This window comes from Candidatus Pelagibacter sp. HIMB1715, from assembly GCF_052047595.1.
Lineage (GTDB): Bacteria > Pseudomonadota > Alphaproteobacteria > Pelagibacterales > Pelagibacteraceae > Pelagibacter.
Map to the genome: position 1 here is coordinate 16,745 of NZ_JBNAJY010000011.1, position 14,514 is coordinate 31,258.

Annotated in this window: 19 protein-coding genes; 16 read left to right on the top strand and 3 right to left on the bottom strand. The window is 28.2% G+C overall.

Annotated features, from left to right (window positions below; genetic code table 11):
• The first annotated feature begins 101 nt into the window (after positions 1–101).
• The 3 genes from ACTTAY_RS03500 to ACTTAY_RS03510 are packed head-to-tail and all read left to right on the top strand — an operon-like array spanning position 102 to position 1,944.
• Positions 102–467, top strand: coding sequence for a Fur family transcriptional regulator (locus tag ACTTAY_RS03500; RefSeq protein ID WP_428080143.1), 366 nt, complete (start codon positions 102–104; stop codon positions 465–467).
• Positions 467–931 carry a hypothetical protein gene (locus ACTTAY_RS03505; RefSeq protein ID WP_440672388.1) on the top strand — a complete coding sequence of 155 codons (465 nt, stop codon included), beginning with the start codon at positions 467–469 and terminating at the stop codon, positions 929–931. Before ACTTAY_RS03500 ends, ACTTAY_RS03505 begins: the two co-directional genes overlap by 1 nt.
• A 14-nt stretch (positions 932–945) precedes the next feature.
• Positions 946–1,944 (top strand): Ldh family oxidoreductase, encoded by a 999-nt coding sequence (locus tag ACTTAY_RS03510; protein WP_440672389.1) that lies wholly within the window; start codon positions 946–948, stop codon positions 1,942–1,944.
• Here ACTTAY_RS03510 and xth read toward each other — a convergent pair.
• On the bottom strand, positions 1,936–2,712 hold the full coding sequence (gene xth, locus ACTTAY_RS03515; RefSeq protein WP_440672390.1) for an exodeoxyribonuclease III: 777 nt from the start codon (positions 2,710–2,712) through the stop codon (positions 1,936–1,938). The genes ACTTAY_RS03510 and xth overlap by 9 nt on opposite strands.
• Complete coding sequence (locus tag ACTTAY_RS03520) at positions 2,712–3,029, bottom strand: HesB/IscA family protein (RefSeq protein ID WP_440634131.1); 318 nt, start codon at positions 3,027–3,029, stop codon at positions 2,712–2,714. Before ACTTAY_RS03520 ends, xth begins: the two co-directional genes overlap by 1 nt.
• 50 nt (positions 3,030–3,079) lie before the next feature.
• Here ACTTAY_RS03520 and ACTTAY_RS03525 point away from each other — a divergent pair, with 50 nt between their 5' ends.
• From ACTTAY_RS03525 to secF, 13 genes are read left to right on the top strand one after another with little or no spacing between them, the layout of a single operon-like run.
• Positions 3,080–4,198 carry a deoxyguanosinetriphosphate triphosphohydrolase gene (locus ACTTAY_RS03525; RefSeq protein WP_440672391.1) on the top strand — a complete coding sequence of 373 codons (1,119 nt, stop codon included), beginning with the start codon at positions 3,080–3,082 and terminating at the stop codon, positions 4,196–4,198.
• Positions 4,195–5,928 (top strand): arginine--tRNA ligase, encoded by a 1,734-nt coding sequence (gene argS / locus ACTTAY_RS03530; RefSeq protein WP_440672392.1) that lies wholly within the window; start codon positions 4,195–4,197, stop codon positions 5,926–5,928. Before ACTTAY_RS03525 ends, argS begins: the two co-directional genes overlap by 4 nt.
• Positions 5,928–6,191, top strand: coding sequence for a hypothetical protein (locus ACTTAY_RS03535; RefSeq protein WP_440672393.1), 264 nt, complete (start codon positions 5,928–5,930; stop codon positions 6,189–6,191). Before argS ends, ACTTAY_RS03535 begins: the two co-directional genes overlap by 1 nt.
• A complete protein-coding gene (locus ACTTAY_RS03540; protein ID WP_440672394.1) occupies positions 6,181–7,131 on the top strand; it encodes a glycoside hydrolase family 3 N-terminal domain-containing protein in 951 nt (316 codons plus the stop codon). The genes ACTTAY_RS03535 and ACTTAY_RS03540 overlap by 11 nt, the downstream gene beginning before the upstream one ends.
• A 9-nt stretch (positions 7,132–7,140) precedes the next feature.
• Positions 7,141–7,884, top strand: a complete 744-nt coding sequence (locus ACTTAY_RS03545; protein ID WP_440672395.1) for a segregation and condensation protein A — start codon at positions 7,141–7,143, stop codon at positions 7,882–7,884.
• A complete protein-coding gene (gene scpB / locus ACTTAY_RS03550; protein ID WP_440672396.1) occupies positions 7,877–8,578 on the top strand; it encodes an SMC-Scp complex subunit ScpB in 702 nt (233 codons plus the stop codon). Before ACTTAY_RS03545 ends, scpB begins: the two co-directional genes overlap by 8 nt.
• Before the next feature lie 47 nt (positions 8,579–8,625).
• Positions 8,626–8,826, top strand: coding sequence for a twin-arginine translocase TatA/TatE family subunit (tatA, locus tag ACTTAY_RS03555; RefSeq protein ID WP_262589223.1), 201 nt, complete (start codon positions 8,626–8,628; stop codon positions 8,824–8,826).
• Between the two features lie 5 nt (positions 8,827–8,831).
• Positions 8,832–9,050, top strand: a complete 219-nt coding sequence (gene tatB / locus ACTTAY_RS03560; RefSeq protein WP_262589222.1) for a Sec-independent protein translocase protein TatB — start codon at positions 8,832–8,834, stop codon at positions 9,048–9,050.
• On the top strand, positions 9,043–9,813 hold the full coding sequence (gene tatC / locus ACTTAY_RS03565; protein ID WP_262589221.1) for a twin-arginine translocase subunit TatC: 771 nt from the start codon (positions 9,043–9,045) through the stop codon (positions 9,811–9,813). The genes tatB and tatC overlap by 8 nt, the downstream gene beginning before the upstream one ends.
• A complete protein-coding gene (serS, locus tag ACTTAY_RS03570) occupies positions 9,806–11,065 on the top strand; it encodes a serine--tRNA ligase (RefSeq protein ID WP_440672397.1) in 1,260 nt (419 codons plus the stop codon). The genes tatC and serS overlap by 8 nt, the downstream gene beginning before the upstream one ends.
• 53 nt (positions 11,066–11,118) lie before the next feature.
• Positions 11,119–11,409: a preprotein translocase subunit YajC gene (gene yajC, locus ACTTAY_RS03575; protein WP_262589219.1), complete on the top strand. Its 291-nt coding sequence runs from the start codon at positions 11,119–11,121 to the stop codon at positions 11,407–11,409.
• 13 nt (positions 11,410–11,422) lie between these two features.
• Positions 11,423–12,976 (top strand): protein translocase subunit SecD, encoded by a 1,554-nt coding sequence (gene secD / locus ACTTAY_RS03580; protein WP_440672398.1) that lies wholly within the window; start codon positions 11,423–11,425, stop codon positions 12,974–12,976.
• A complete protein-coding gene (gene secF, locus ACTTAY_RS03585) occupies positions 12,976–13,872 on the top strand; it encodes a protein translocase subunit SecF (protein WP_440672399.1) in 897 nt (298 codons plus the stop codon). The genes secD and secF overlap by 1 nt, the downstream gene beginning before the upstream one ends.
• On the opposite strand, the gene ACTTAY_RS03590 is transcribed toward secF, so the two are convergent.
• A complete protein-coding gene (locus ACTTAY_RS03590; RefSeq protein WP_440672400.1) occupies positions 13,869–14,471 on the bottom strand; it encodes a urate hydroxylase PuuD in 603 nt (200 codons plus the stop codon). The two genes, secF and ACTTAY_RS03590, sit on opposite strands and share 4 nt — an antisense overlap.
• Positions 14,472–14,514 lie beyond the last annotated feature (43 nt).

A 14,514-nucleotide genomic window follows, 5' to 3' on the forward strand; every position in this document is an offset into this window, starting at 1 on the left:
CAGTCTACTATAATCAAAAATATATAATCTAGACAATAATTTTTTTAATCATAAGTGTTAAATTATGTTGACAATATTATGTTATGTTATAACATAACAATATGTCTAATAAAGAATTAGTCTTTAATATAATTAAAAAATCATCCAAGCATTTAACTGCTTATGAAATATTAGATAAGCTACAAAAAATTAAAAAAACTCAACCAATGACTGTTTATAGAGCTTTGGATAGTTTGATTGAAGAAGAGAGAATACATAAATCAAATCAAACAAAAACTTATATTTTATGTAATCATACTCATGAAGATAATCATAATACAGCTATAGCAATATGTGAGAAATGTGGTGACACAGAAGAACTTAAATCAAATATCTTTTTAGAATTTTTTAAAAAAAACAATATTAAAAAATATGATTTTAATAAATTTAAAATGGAAGTGCTAACAACATGCAAGGAGTGTAATTAATGAAAAAAATAGGTTTTTTATCTTCAGCCATCTACTTATTTAGTTTAACCGCTGTTCAAGCTGCAGAGGGACATTCTCATGAATTACCTGAAATCCTTCATTTTATGGAAGAGCTAATAGAAGAGCACAGTATTTTAAGGGGAGCAACCTTTGGATTTATTCATACTTTAATTCCTTTGATAGGTTTTTATACAGGTTGGAGTATTAATAGATTTCTTAAAATTATCTCAAATGGAGCAATAGCTGGAATTGTTGGAATTGTTTTTGCACATATTATTGCTGACTTTATAGCAGCTTTAGCTGATCCAGATTTACAAAGCGCAGCATTTGGTATTGTGATTGGAGGATTTTTACCTTTATTAGCCGTTCCATTCTTGGAAAAATATGTAACCAAAAGCAAATATCATACTGTTGTAGGTGATCACGAAGATCTAAAAAAGGATTTGAAAACCAAACATAAATAATATTTAATGAATGAGTGACTACTGTAGCACTTACATTAAATGAAATTTATGATTTAGCTAAAAAAACACTCTTAGCTAATGGATGTGATGATGAGACAGCATCAATTTTATCAGATTTAATTAGAAATGCTGAAAGAGATGGTTCTGTATCACACGGTCTATTTAGATTACCAGCATACGTGACCGGTCTTAAAAGCGGAAAAATTAATGGAAAAGGTAAACCTGAGGTTAAAAAAATATCTCCATCAGTAATTAAAGTTGAAGGAAATAATTGTTTAGCACCTGTTGTTTTAAATAAAGGTTTGCCAGAACTAGCTAAAGCTGCAAAAGAAAATGGTGTTGCGGTATTAGCAATAAATAATTCACATCATATGGCCGCTATGTGGCCTGAAACAGAAAAGTTAGCAGAAGAAGGTTTAGTTGCATTTGCTTGCACATCATACAAACCTGCTGTTGCACCTGCAGGAGCAATAAAACCATTATTTGGAACGAACCCAATTTCATTTGCTTGGCCAAGACCTGGAAAAACTCCAGTTGTTTATGATATGGCAACTGCATCGATGGCTATGGGTGAGGTTCAGGTTGCCAAAAGAGAAGGGCATAAAGTTCCGCTTGGAACTGGTTTGACTAAAGATGGAAAAGAAACAACTGATCCAGGTGAAATTGCTGATGGCGGAGTATTATTACCGTTCGGTGGTTACAAAGGTTCTGCAATTGCAATGATGGTTGAATTATTAGCGGGCGCTTTAGTTGGTGACAATTTTAGTTATGAAACAGCTGCTAAAGATAATAATGATGGTGGTCCTCCAAGTGGCGGCGAATTTATATTGGCAATAAGTCCAGATAAAACTTCAGGAACAAACTGGCAAAAACACGCGGAAGAATTTTTTGAGAAGATGAAATCAATGGGTGAAGTAAGATTACCAGGTGAAAGACGTCATAAAAATAGATTGGACACAGGTCCAAGAAATATAAACGAAGAGTTAGTTAATAAAATTAAATCTTTAAGCTAAAGTAATTTCAATAGGAGTGTGGTCAGAGGGTTTTTCTCTTCCACGAGGATCTTTGTTGATATTTATATCTTTAATTTGATCAATTAGTGAATTTGAAACTAAAAAATGATCAATTCTCATGCCATTATTTTTTTGCCAGGCACCTCTCATATAATCCCAAAATGTATATCCTTCTTTCTCTTCATTAAAATATCTATACACATCATTGAAACCTAGATTTATCATCTCTCTAAATTTTTTTCTGATTTCTAACCTATATAAAGCATCATCCTGAAAACTTTTTACATTATAAACATCTTCTGCTGATGGAATTATATTAAAATCACCAGCTAAAATTAAATTTGGATTTTTTTTAGATAAAGTTTTTAGTTGTTTGATTAATTGATCAAGCCAATTTTTTTTGTAATCATATTTTTCAGTATCAACAGGATTTCCATTTGGTGTGTATATATTGATTAATTGAATAGTTTTTTTCTTATATTCAAATTCAGCAGAAATTATTCTTGATTGTTTTAATTTATCTTTAATTAAATCAGTTTTAATATTTTTTAATTTATTTTTAGAAATAATTGCTACACCATTGTAACTTTTTTGACCAAATACGTGGCTTTCATAATCCATTGAAGAAAAATCATCATAAGGAAAATTGATATCCTCGGTTTTGATTTCTTGCATCATTAAAATATCTGGTTTATATTTTAATAAATAACTTTTGATATTTTCAATTCTTGCTCTTACAGAATTGACATTCCAGGATGAAATCAGCATTAAAGTGAGAAAGAAACACCACAACCACAAGAGGATTTTGTTTGTGGGTTAGATATTTTAAATTGTTCACCTATTAACTCAGAAACATAATCAACCTCAGATCCTTTAAGTAAATCTGCAGAAGTTTTATCAATTAAAATATTTTGAAAATTTAAATCGTCATCTTGTTTTGATTTGTCAAAAGTGAATTCGTATTGAAAGCCTGAACAACCACCACCCTTAATAGCGATTCTAAAAAATGAACCTTTGTCTTTTTTTGCTAACAAACTTTCTATTTGTTTTAACGCATTATCTGTAAATTTAATTTCTTTAATCATGTCTCAACACTGATATTACTAATATAATACTTAATTATTTTAATTAAAGGATGAAAAAAGACGTTTCGTTAGGGGTATACAAAAGTAAAGGCAGACTAATTAAGGAAGCTAACTCAAAATATCGATCTCCTTTTCAAAGAGATAGAGATCGTATTATTCATAGTGCATCATTTAGAAGGTTAAAACATAAAACCCAAGTATTTGTTAATACTGAGGGAGATCATTTTAGAACAAGGATTACTCACTCAATAGAAGTTGCTCAAATTGCAAGATCAATAGCTAAATATTTAAAATTAAATGAGGATTTAGCCGAAACTTTAAGTTTAGCACATGATTTAGGCCACACTCCGTTTGGTCATGCTGGAGAAGATGCCTTACATGAATGCATGGTAAATTATGGTGGTTTTGATCACAACCTTCAAACTTTAAGAATAGTTATGTTTTTAGAAAATAAGTATTTTAAATTTAAGGGATTAAATTTAACTATAGAAACGTTAGAAGGTCTTCTTAAACATAACGGACCTGTTGAGGATATTGGTTTAGTTAATAAGTTAATAGGGTTAAAAGCTTTTAAAGATAAAATTAAATATAATTCATTTCCATCTCTTGAAGCTCAAATTTCAGCAATTTCAGATGATATTGCATATAACAATCACGATATTCAAGACGGAATAAAAGCCAACCTTTTTAAAATGGAGGAATTAGTTGAAATAGATTTTTTTAAAAATATTCATAAAAAATATAAAAATAAAATTACTAATAAAAATTACAAAATTGCAATTTATCAAATTATAAGAGACTCAATTGATCTCATGGTTAGAGATTTATTGAGCAATACCCAAAAAAATATTCAAAAACTTAAGGTAAAATCCTCAATAGATGTAGTTAAATCTAATGAGTTAATCGTTTGTTTTTCTAACCAAATTAAGAATGCAGAAAAAGAAATTAAATCTTTCTTAAGAGACAAAATGTACGACAACAAGTCAGTATTGAAAAAAAATCATAAAGGTAAATTAATAATTAAGAAATTGTTTAAAATAATTAAATCAAATCCAAGAAAATTTTTGTCCAAAGATCAATTGACTAAAGACAAATATAGAGCTATTTCAGATTTTATATCTGGTATGACTGATAGATATGCAATTAACCTTTATAACGATAATAAATGAATATTTTTGAATTATATTTAGATAAAATTAAATCTGTTATCGTTGATTTGAATAAAAATAATAAACTAGAAATACCAGAGAATTTTAATGGTATTAATGCAGAAATACCTCCACCAAAATTTGATTGTGATATTTCAACAAATGTTGCGATGGTTTTATCAAAAATCAATAAAACTTCACCATTACAGCTCGCAGAAAAACTTGCTCCCGAAATTAAAAATAATGACAGTGAAATTGAAACAATATCTGTAGCCAAACCAGGATTTATTAATATTAAATTTAAACCATCTTATTGGTCAAATTTTATTAAAAATATCACAGATAATGCAGATAGTTTTGGAATAAATGACAAAGAGAAAAAAAATAATTATTTAGTAGAGTTTGTTTCAGCAAACCCGACAGGTCCTTTACATGTAGGACATTGTAGAGGTGCTATTCTAGGTGATGTTATCTCTAATGTTTTAATTTTTAATAAACACAAAGTTACAAAAGAATATTATGTGAATGATTATGGTAACCAAATTATAAATTTTACTAAATCAGTATATTTTAGAATTAGAGAAGTTCATTTTAAAGAAACATTTCCTAAGGATAATCCTGATTTGTATCCTGGGGATTATCTAATTGATTTTGCAAAAAATATAATTTCAAATAATTCAGATCTTAAATTTGATAATTTTGATGAAATTAGAGATAAATTAACAGTCTTATCAATAGAGCAGGCGCTTCTGCTTATCAAAAACAATCTTAATAGCTTGGGTATTAAACATGATAATTTTGTAAGTGAAAAAAATATCGTATTAAACAATGAAGTTGAAAATGTAATAGATTTTTTAGAAAAAAATAACTTTATTTATAAAGGAAAAATCAAAGCCCCCGCTGGTGAAGATAACAAAGATTGGGTTGAAAGAGAGCAATTATTATTTAAATCAACAGAATTTGGTGACGATAAAGATCGTGCACTTCAAAAATCTGATGGCACATGGACTTATTTTGCAAGTGACGTTGCTTATCATAAAAATAAAGTTGATAGAAATTTTGATTACTTAATCAATATTCTTGGAGCAGATCATGCAGGTTATATAAAACGGATTACCTCCTCGGTTGAAGCACTGTCTGGAAAAAAAGATACATTAATTTGTAAAATTAGTCAGTTAGTAAAATTAATAAAAGATAACAAGCCTTTTAAAATGTCTAAAAGAAAAGGGGATTACATTACGGTTGATGATTTGATTGAAGAAGTTGGAAAAGATGCAACAAGATTTATTATGCTTAACAGAAGTAGTGATGTTGAATTAGATTTTGATTTCGATGCAGTCAAAGAAAAATCTAAAGACAATCCATTATATTATGTTCAATATTGTTATGCTAGAATTTCATCTGTATTTAGACATATAGATAAAGACTTAAATTCAAAAATTGAATTAAATGATTTCAATTTTGAATATTCTAATGATGAAATTAAAATTTTAAAAAAATTATCTGAGTGGCCAAAATGTATAGATTCTGCAAGCACAAAATTAGAACCACATAGAATACCTGTATACTTATACGATCTTGCATCGGAATTTCACTCGTATTGGAATTTAGGAAAACAATTTCCAGAAAAAAGGTTCATTAATGATCAAAAAACAGTTTCACCAGATAAATTGATATTTTTGAAAGCTATTTCTAATGTTATTAAAACAGGTATGGATATTGTTGGTGTTGATACACCCAATCAAATGTAATGCTTAAAGAAATAAAGTACTTAATATTTGTTTCAGTAATACTTTTATTTATTTTTTTTACAGGCAAATATTATTTTTCTGATGAACACAAAAAAAAATCATATAGATCTCATCAAAATATTGATGAGAAAATAAAATTATACTCAAAAAATTTACCAGTTTTAGAGAATGATACTCAAAATGTAATTGAGTATGTTAAGCAAACAAACAAAAAGAAAAAGAAAAAATTTAATTTTTGGAAATTATTAGATAATGATAAGTAAAAGAAAATCTTTTATAGTTGGTTTAAAATCAACAAAGTTATCTAAAAATGAAATTTTATTTCTAAAAAAATATAAACCTTGGGGAATTATCCTATTTACTAGAAATATTACATCTTTTGATCAAGTTAAAAAATTAACCTCTAGCATTAGAAAAATTTTTAAGGATAAAAAATATCCAATCATGATTGATCAAGAAGGAGGAAGAGTAAACAGACTAAAAAATTTAATTTCCTTTGATAATATGACATCTGAATATTTTGGAGATTTGTTTAGTAGAGATAAAAAAAAATTTGAAATCGTTTATAAGTTATTTGTAGATAAGACCTCTTATTTATTGAATTTAATTGGTGTGAATATCAATACTGTTCCAGTTTTAGACCTTAGAATTAATGGTGCAAGCAAAGTAATTGGTGATCGATCTTATTCAAAAAATAAAAAAATTGTCTCTAAATTAGGTGATATTTGTATTGAATTATTTCAAAATAACTCAATAGGAACTGTAATAAAGCATATACCTGGTCATGGTTTAGCAAAAGTCGACAGTCATTATTCAACACCGATTATTAATAAAACATATGGATATCTTCTCAAAAACGATTTTTGGACATTCAAAAAGAAGAAATGTTTATTTGCAATGACAGGTCATGTTGTTTATTCAAAAATTGATAAAAATAACACCGCCACTCACTCTAAAAAAATAATTAATATTATTAGGAAAAATATAGGATTTAAGAATATTTTAATTTCAGATGACTTATCAATGAAGAGTTTAAGTGATGATTTAAAAATTAATACTATTAATTTATTCAGTGCAGGTTGTAATATAGCGCTTCATTGCAATGGAAATATGAAAGAAATGAAGATAGTTGCAGAAAATTCACCAAAAGTGAATAGTTTTATTGTTAAAAAAACATCTCAATTTTATAAAATTTTAAGTTAATATCTTTTCATGTCAGCCACTGATTCTGAATTATTTAATGTCGATATAAATAATTATAATGGACCATTAGATGTACTTTTAGATTTAGCAAAAGCTCAAAAAGTTGATCTAGAAGAAATATCTATAACCAAGTTAGCAGATCAATTTCATGAGTATATTACTCATGAAAAAAACTTAAATTTAGAAATTGCTTCTGAATATCTTTTAATGGCTACGTGGTTAGCCTATTTAAAATCAAAATTACTTTTACCTGGTACTCCAGAAGAAGAATTTAAAGTTCAAGAAGTTGCAGAAAAGTTAAAATTACAGCTAAAAAAATTAGAATTAATTAGATTATTATCCGAACAAATGCTTAAGAGAAAAAGATTAGGTAGAGAAATAAGAACAAGAGGTATGAAAGGAAATATTAGATCAATTTATAGCACGGAATATAACTTAAGTTTATTTGAGCTAATGAAAGCTTACTCAACAATAATAATGACTAAAGATTTTCAAAAAATGAATATTCCAAAACTTCCTGTGTTCACAACAGAAGATGGGATCAAAACAATTAGAGAATTTTTTGGTAAACTATTTGAATGGAAAAAATTGGACGATTTAATACCAAGTAATTTTAAAAGTGGTTCAAAATACAAGAAAACTGGTAAAGCAGGAATATTTGCTGGATCATTAGAATTAGTTAAAGAAGGAAATTTATCAATTAAACAAGATAAATTGTTTGATGAAATATATATAAAGGAAATAAATGATTAAAAAAGCAAAAGCTTCAAAAGATAATGTTTTAAAATTTCCATCAAAATTATCGGATTTAGATAAAGAAATAGAAGCAATTATTTTTGCAGCAGCTGAGCCTTTAGATGTAGATACTATAGAAAGTAAAGTTTCTAAAAAAGGCAACGTTCCAGAGTCTTTGGAAAAATTAAAGCAAGAATATTCAAATAGAGGAATTAATTTAATTTGTATAAAAGATAAGTGGTCTTTTAGAACATCACCAAATTTATCAAATTTGATGTCCCAAGAGAAAACTGTTGAAAAGAAACTATCTAGAGCTGCGGTAGAAACTTTGGCTATAATTGTTTATCATCAGCCGGTTACTAGAGCTGAAATTGAAGAAATAAGGGGAGTTGCTTTTGGTACTAATACTTTAGAGATATTAATGGAATTAAATTGGGTAAAACCAGGAGGTCGAAAAGATGTTCCCGGTAGACCAATTCAATACATAACTACTGATGATTTTTTAAGTCACTTCAACATACAAAAATTATCTGATCTTCCAACAATTGATGAATTGGGTGCTGCTGGTTTAATTGATAGTTCAAGCGTTGATAATGCTATTTTTGGAACTGGAAAGTTTTACAAAGAAAAGCAAGAAGAGAAAAAAGAGGATATTTATTCCAATATAGATGAAATGCTAAACAGCACTCTAGAACCCGAAGAGAAAGATTAATAAAAAAGTAACTTTCAAAATAACCTTAAAAAGGTTATAAGTTTTTCATGAGTATAGGAATTTGGCAAATAGCTATTGTAGTTATATTAGTTGTTTTATTGTTTGGAAGAGGAAAGATTTCAAGCTTAATGGGTGATGTAGCTAAAGGAATTAAAAGTTTCAAAAAAGGAATGGCATCAGACGTAACAGACGACACAGAGCCAAAAAATATATCTGACGATAACAAAGACTCGGATAACAAAAACTAATTTAAATGCCTACTATCGGTTGGTTTGAAATTTTAATTGTTGTTGCTATTGCTATAATAGTTCTTGGTCCAAAGGATTTTCCAGTAATGTTAAAAAAAGCAGGGTCGTGGATCGGATCAGCAAAAAGATACGTTAACAACATTCAAAATGAAGTTTCAAATCTAGAGATAGATGAAGAAAAAATTGATAACGAAATAAAAAAAGAAATTAAAAAAGATGAGTAATGAAGATCAGGAAGGTGGGTTTGTAAGTCACCTTACAGAATTAAGAAAAAGATTGATAAATAGCTTTATCTTTTTATTTATCTTTTTTGTAATTTGTTACTTATTTGCTGAACATATCTATGGTTTCCTTGTTGATCCATTTGCAAGAGCTGTAAAAGAAGATGGCTCTGATAGAAGATTGATATTTACAGCTTTACAAGAGACCTTTTTAACATATCTTAAAGTATCATTCTTCACAGCTTTTTTTGTTACATGTCCATTTATCTTGATGCAAATTTGGAAATTTATTGCACCTGGTTTGTACAAACATGAAAAGGTAGCAATTCTGCCTTACCTTATATTAACACCAATATTATTTTTTTTAGGAGGGATGCTGGTTTATTATTTGATAATGCCACTTGCGATTAAATTTTTTCTTTCATTTGAAAGTACAGGTCTTTCTACAAATTTACCAATCCAATTAGAGGCTAAAGTTAATGAATATTTATCACTAGTTATGAAATTAATTTTTGCTTTTGGTATCAGTTTTCAGTTACCAGTTGTTTTAAGTTTATTAGCAAGAATTGGAATAGTTGATAGTCAGTTTTTAAAAGAGAGAAGAAAATATGTAGTTGTTATTATATTTGCAGCAGCTGCATTGTTAACACCACCAGATCCAATAACTCAAATAGGCTTAGCAATACCTTTATTAATTCTATATGAATTATCAATATTTTCAGTAAAATTTATAGAAAATAAAAATTTACAAAAAGAAGATGCATAACATTAAAGAAATACGAAAAGATTTTTCTAAATTTCAAAAATCTCTTGAAAAAAGAAACTTAGACGTAGATTTTGAAAAAATACAAAAATTAGATGAACAAAATAGAAATTTAATTCAAAAAAAAGAAAGTTTAGAAAAAGAAAAAAAAGATATTTCTAAATCAAAAGATGAGAGCTTGTTTAAGAAATCTAAAGAAATTAGCAAGGAACTCGACAAAATTGTAGAAGATCAAAAACAAATTAAGTTTGATTTAGATAGTATACTGTCTAGCATACCTAATATACCGCATGAAGATGTTCCAAATGGTAAAGACGAAAATGATAACAAAGAAATATTGAAATCAGGAGAGATACCTAATTTAGAATTTAAACCTAAAACACATTACGAATTAGGTGAAAAACTAAATATGCTTGATTTTGATTTAGCTACAAAAACTACTGGTTCAAGATTTGTATTTGTGAAAGATAAATTGGCTCTTTTAGAGAGAGCAATATCAAATTTTATGCTTGATACACATATTCATCAAAATGGTTATCAGGAGATATCACCACCATTAATGGCATCAGAAAGCACTATGTACGGCACCGGACAGTTGCCAAAATTTGAAAATGACCAATTTGAAATTAAATTTGACGAAGGTTCAGATAGAAAATTTTTGATACCAACAGCAGAGGTGATTTTAACCAATATTGTTAAAGATAAAATGATTGATCTTAATAATTTACCAATGAGATTTGTTGCTTCAACACCTTGTTTTAGAAAAGAAGCTGGAAGTTATGGAAAGGATACAAGGGGTATGATTAGACAGCATCAATTTTACAAAGTTGAAATGGTAAGCATTGTTGAGAATGAAAAATGTTTAGAAGAATTAGAGAGAATGACAAATTGTGCTACCGACATACTAGATAAATTAGAGTTACCTTATCGAAAAGTAATTTTATGTTCAGGTGATATGGGTTTTAGCGCAGAGAAGACCTATGATATTGAGGTATGGTTACCATCAGAAAATAAATATAGAGAAATATCATCATGTTCGTCTTGTTCAACTTTTCAAGCACAGCGTATGAAGGCAAGATATAAAAACAATAATAAGGAAAACGTATTTGCAGGTACTTTGAATGGAAGTGGTTTAGCTGTTGGAAGAACTCTGATTGCAATTATGGAAAACTATCAGCAAAAAGATGGTTCTATTATAATTCCTAAAGTTCTAAGACCTTATATGAACAATATGGAATTGATTTCCAACAATTAAAGTTGTTTTAATTAGTTAGATGGTATAAGAATGCCATAATTTAAAGGAGATTTATGGAAGGTTCAGGAATAGGTCAATTTATACCGCTAATTTTAATTTTTGTTATTTTTTATTTTTTCTTAATCAGACCACAGCAAAAAAAAGTTAAAGAGCATAAAGCGATGGTCGAAGGTTTAAAGAGAGGTGATAAAGTAGTCACTTCAGGTGGAATAACAGGAAGAGTAGAAAGATTAATTGATAACGACAAAGTAGAAGTTGAAATAGCTGAAAATGTTAAAGTAGAAATTGTTAAAGCTACAGGTATTCAAAGTCTCTTAAACAATACTCCAGAAGTTAAAAAATAATCAATTAAGATAAGTGCTTTATTTTTCTAAACTAAGAATCTTATTTGTAACTATATTTTCTTTATTATTTATTTTAATTGCGTCATCAAATTTATTTAAGTTCGATGATAGTTTTTTTAATAAGAAAATAAACCTTGGTTTAGATTTACAAGGTGGTTCTTACCTTTTACTTGAAATTGATAATGAGCCTGTAATTGAACAAAAATTACAAAATTTAACAACCACTATTAGAAATTATTTCAAAGAGAAAAATATCAAAATTAATAATATTAAAATTGATAATCAAAATATTTTTTTCAATGTTGCTGATTTAGACAAACAAGCAGTACTAGATGTGTTTCAAGATGAAAACAGTGATCTAAATCCTTATTACCCAAGATTTAAATCACACCAACTTGACATCGAAGATAATGGTATTAATTTAAAAGTAAGTTTTTCAAGACAAGGCATAATCAATCTTAAAACATCATCACAAGATCAAGCTATAGAAATTGTAAGAAGAAGGGTAGATGAAGTCGGTACTAACGAACCAAATATTTTAAAAAGAGGAAATGATAGAATACTTGTTGAACTTCCGGGTCTAGATGACCCTCAAAGAATTAAATCACTATTGGGAAAAACTGCAAATCTTACATTTAGATTTGTAACTAATGATGAAAGTGACAGATTTGGTGTTGAGAAGTTAAAATTTGAAGATGGCTTAGAAGAGGCAACAGTAAGCAAAAGAATAATCATCAGTGGTGAAAATCTATTAGATGCACAACCAAAAATGGACACTCAAAACAATCAAACTATTGTGTCATTTACATTAGATAGAGTTGGTGCCAAAAGATTTGGTAAAGCAACATCTACTGGTATTGGAAAACAATTAGCCATTGTTTTAGATGGAAAAATAATTAGCGCACCTGTTGTTAGAGATACAATAGCAAGTGGGTCTGGTCAAATCAGTGGTGGATTTACTTTCCAAAGTGCTACAGATTTAGCTTTATTATTAAGATCTGGAGCTTTGCCGGCTCCATTAGAGATTATTGAGGAAAGAACTGTAGGACCTGATCTTGGTCAAGATTCGATTAATGCAGGAATGATTGCTTTAGCTATAGGTTTTTTATTAGTTATTATTTTTATGTTTGTTAAATACAAAGTTTTTGGACTAATCACTAACGTAACATTAATAATTAATTTATTTTTATTACTTGGTATTTTAACTTTATTTGAAGCAACACTAACTCTTCCAGGTATAGCAGGGATAATTTTAACCGTTGGTATGGCTGTTGATGCAAATGTTTTAATCTTTGAGAGAATTAAGGAAGAACTTAAAGATGAAAGTAATAATATTTTAGCTTTTGATGGTGGTTACACAAAATCAAGAACTGCAATTATTGATGCAAATATTACCACTTTATTAGCAGCTATAATTTTATTTTTTATGGGGTCTGGTCCAGTAAAAGGATTTGCTGTTACTCTAGGTGTAGGAATATTTACAACTCTATTTTCAGTTTATTTTATAGCAAGATTGTTCACTAGTCTTTATGTGACAAGAAATAAAAATAAGGAAAAACTAATCTAATGATAGCCTTTAATAAATACTATAATCACTTTAACATACTATCTATACTTTTAATTACAGCATCACTTTTATTACTAATTTTTAAAGGTTTAAATTACGGTATAGACTTTAAAGGTGGAACATTAATTGAACTAAGGTCATCAGATAGCAAAATTAGCGTAAGTTCGTTGAGAGATAAATTTAATCAAATGGATTTAGGTGATGTTTCTGTTAAAAAATTTGGAAATGATACTGATTTTCTAATTAAATTTGAAAATAAAGATAATAAAAAAAATATTATTGAAGAAATTAAAAAGGATTTAGATAGTTCTTTTGGAAATAACTATGACTTTAGAAGAGTTGAAAACGTAGGTCCTAAAGTAAGCGCTGAATTGCTTAAAGCTGGTGTAATTGCTATTTCTTTATCTCTGGCTGTAATGCTAATTTATATTTGGATACGTTTTGAATGGCAATTTAGTTTAGGTGCTATTTTGGCTTTATTTCATGATGTAATTGTTACATTGGGAATTTTTTCATTATTTAGTCTTGAAATTAATTTATCAATTATTGCAGCTGTTCTAACAATTGTTGGTTATTCAATGAACGATACGGTTGTAATTTTTGATCGTGTTAGAGAAAATTTGAGAAAATATTCAGACATTAAAATTTTTGAATTAACAAATATTTCAATTAACGAAACTTTATCCAGAACAATAATAACCTCAGCTACAACATTGTTAGCTTTATTAGCAATATTCTTTTTTGGTGGTGAAATTTTAAAAGGTTTTTCTTTAGCAATGATACTTGGTGTTGTGTTTGGAACTTATTCTTCGATTTATATAGCTAATACAGTTTTAGTGAGATTAAGAGTATCACAGAAAACAGTCTTAAGAGAAGACGATAGTAAAACAGTTTAATATAAGTTTTGAGCAGCTACCATTGAAAGTAACATTGGTAGAGATAAAAGTGTGTTTGTTCTTGAAAATAACATTGCAGTTTTAGCAGACTTAGCTTTTGTTTCTGGATCAGCTTCAACTATTCCTAAAGCTCTTTTTTGGTTTGGCCAAATCATAAACCAAACATTAAAAGCCATTACAATTCCTAACCACATACCAATTCCTATTGCTGTATGTTTTGGAACACCAGATCCAATGCTAAAAGTCATAGCATCATGTAAATATCCATTTAACAAAGCTAGAATTAATCCTGAAAGAACAGTAAACGCAGCTGCCCATCTAAAATAAAATAATGCAGCAGGAGCAATTACTTTTCCAATAGCAGGTTTTTGTTCATCAGGTATTTTTCCCATATTTGGAATTTGAACAAAATTAAAATACCACAATAACCCTATCCACATTATTGCAACAACAACATGAATGTATCTAAATAACCAGCTCCAAAAAAGAGTATCGAATGCAATACCATCATTTAAATAGGAAAGACCTAAAAACAATATGATTGCTAATGCAAGCGATGCATGAATTGTTTTAGATAGTGATGATAATAAACTGCTCATGATTCTTAATTAATATACACTAAATTTAGATTTTTTATAAGTT

Bases quoted from the DNA above. Each gene is read 5' to 3' on its own strand.
- ACTTAY_RS03500 (WP_428080143.1), top strand. From the start codon at position 102: ATGTCTAATAAAGAATTAGTCTTTAATATAATTAAAAAATCATCCAAG.
- ACTTAY_RS03505 (WP_440672388.1), top strand. From the start codon at position 467: ATGAAAAAAATAGGTTTTTTATCTTCAGCCATCTACTTATTTAGTTTA.
- xth (WP_440672390.1), bottom strand. From the start codon at position 2,712: ATGCTGATTTCATCCTGGAATGTCAATTCTGTAAGAGCAAGAATTGAA.
- ACTTAY_RS03520 (WP_440634131.1), bottom strand. From the start codon at position 3,029: ATGATTAAAGAAATTAAATTTACAGATAATGCGTTAAAACAAATAGAA.
- ACTTAY_RS03525 (WP_440672391.1), top strand. From the start codon at position 3,080: ATGAAAAAAGACGTTTCGTTAGGGGTATACAAAAGTAAAGGCAGACTA.
- argS (WP_440672392.1), top strand. From the start codon at position 4,195: ATGAATATTTTTGAATTATATTTAGATAAAATTAAATCTGTTATCGTT.
- ACTTAY_RS03535 (WP_440672393.1), top strand. From the start codon at position 5,928: ATGCTTAAAGAAATAAAGTACTTAATATTTGTTTCAGTAATACTTTTA.
- ACTTAY_RS03540 (WP_440672394.1), top strand. From the start codon at position 6,181: ATGATAAGTAAAAGAAAATCTTTTATAGTTGGTTTAAAATCAACAAAG.
- ACTTAY_RS03545 (WP_440672395.1), top strand. From the start codon at position 7,141: ATGTCAGCCACTGATTCTGAATTATTTAATGTCGATATAAATAATTAT.
- scpB (WP_440672396.1), top strand. From the start codon at position 7,877: ATGATTAAAAAAGCAAAAGCTTCAAAAGATAATGTTTTAAAATTTCCA.
- tatA (WP_262589223.1), top strand. From the start codon at position 8,626: ATGAGTATAGGAATTTGGCAAATAGCTATTGTAGTTATATTAGTTGTT.
- tatB (WP_262589222.1), top strand. From the start codon at position 8,832: ATGCCTACTATCGGTTGGTTTGAAATTTTAATTGTTGTTGCTATTGCT.
- tatC (WP_262589221.1), top strand. From the start codon at position 9,043: ATGAGTAATGAAGATCAGGAAGGTGGGTTTGTAAGTCACCTTACAGAA.
- serS (WP_440672397.1), top strand. From the start codon at position 9,806: ATGCATAACATTAAAGAAATACGAAAAGATTTTTCTAAATTTCAAAAA.
- yajC (WP_262589219.1), top strand. From the start codon at position 11,119: ATGGAAGGTTCAGGAATAGGTCAATTTATACCGCTAATTTTAATTTTT.
- secF (WP_440672399.1), top strand. From the start codon at position 12,976: ATGATAGCCTTTAATAAATACTATAATCACTTTAACATACTATCTATA.
- ACTTAY_RS03590 (WP_440672400.1), bottom strand. From the start codon at position 14,471: ATGAGCAGTTTATTATCATCACTATCTAAAACAATTCATGCATCGCTT.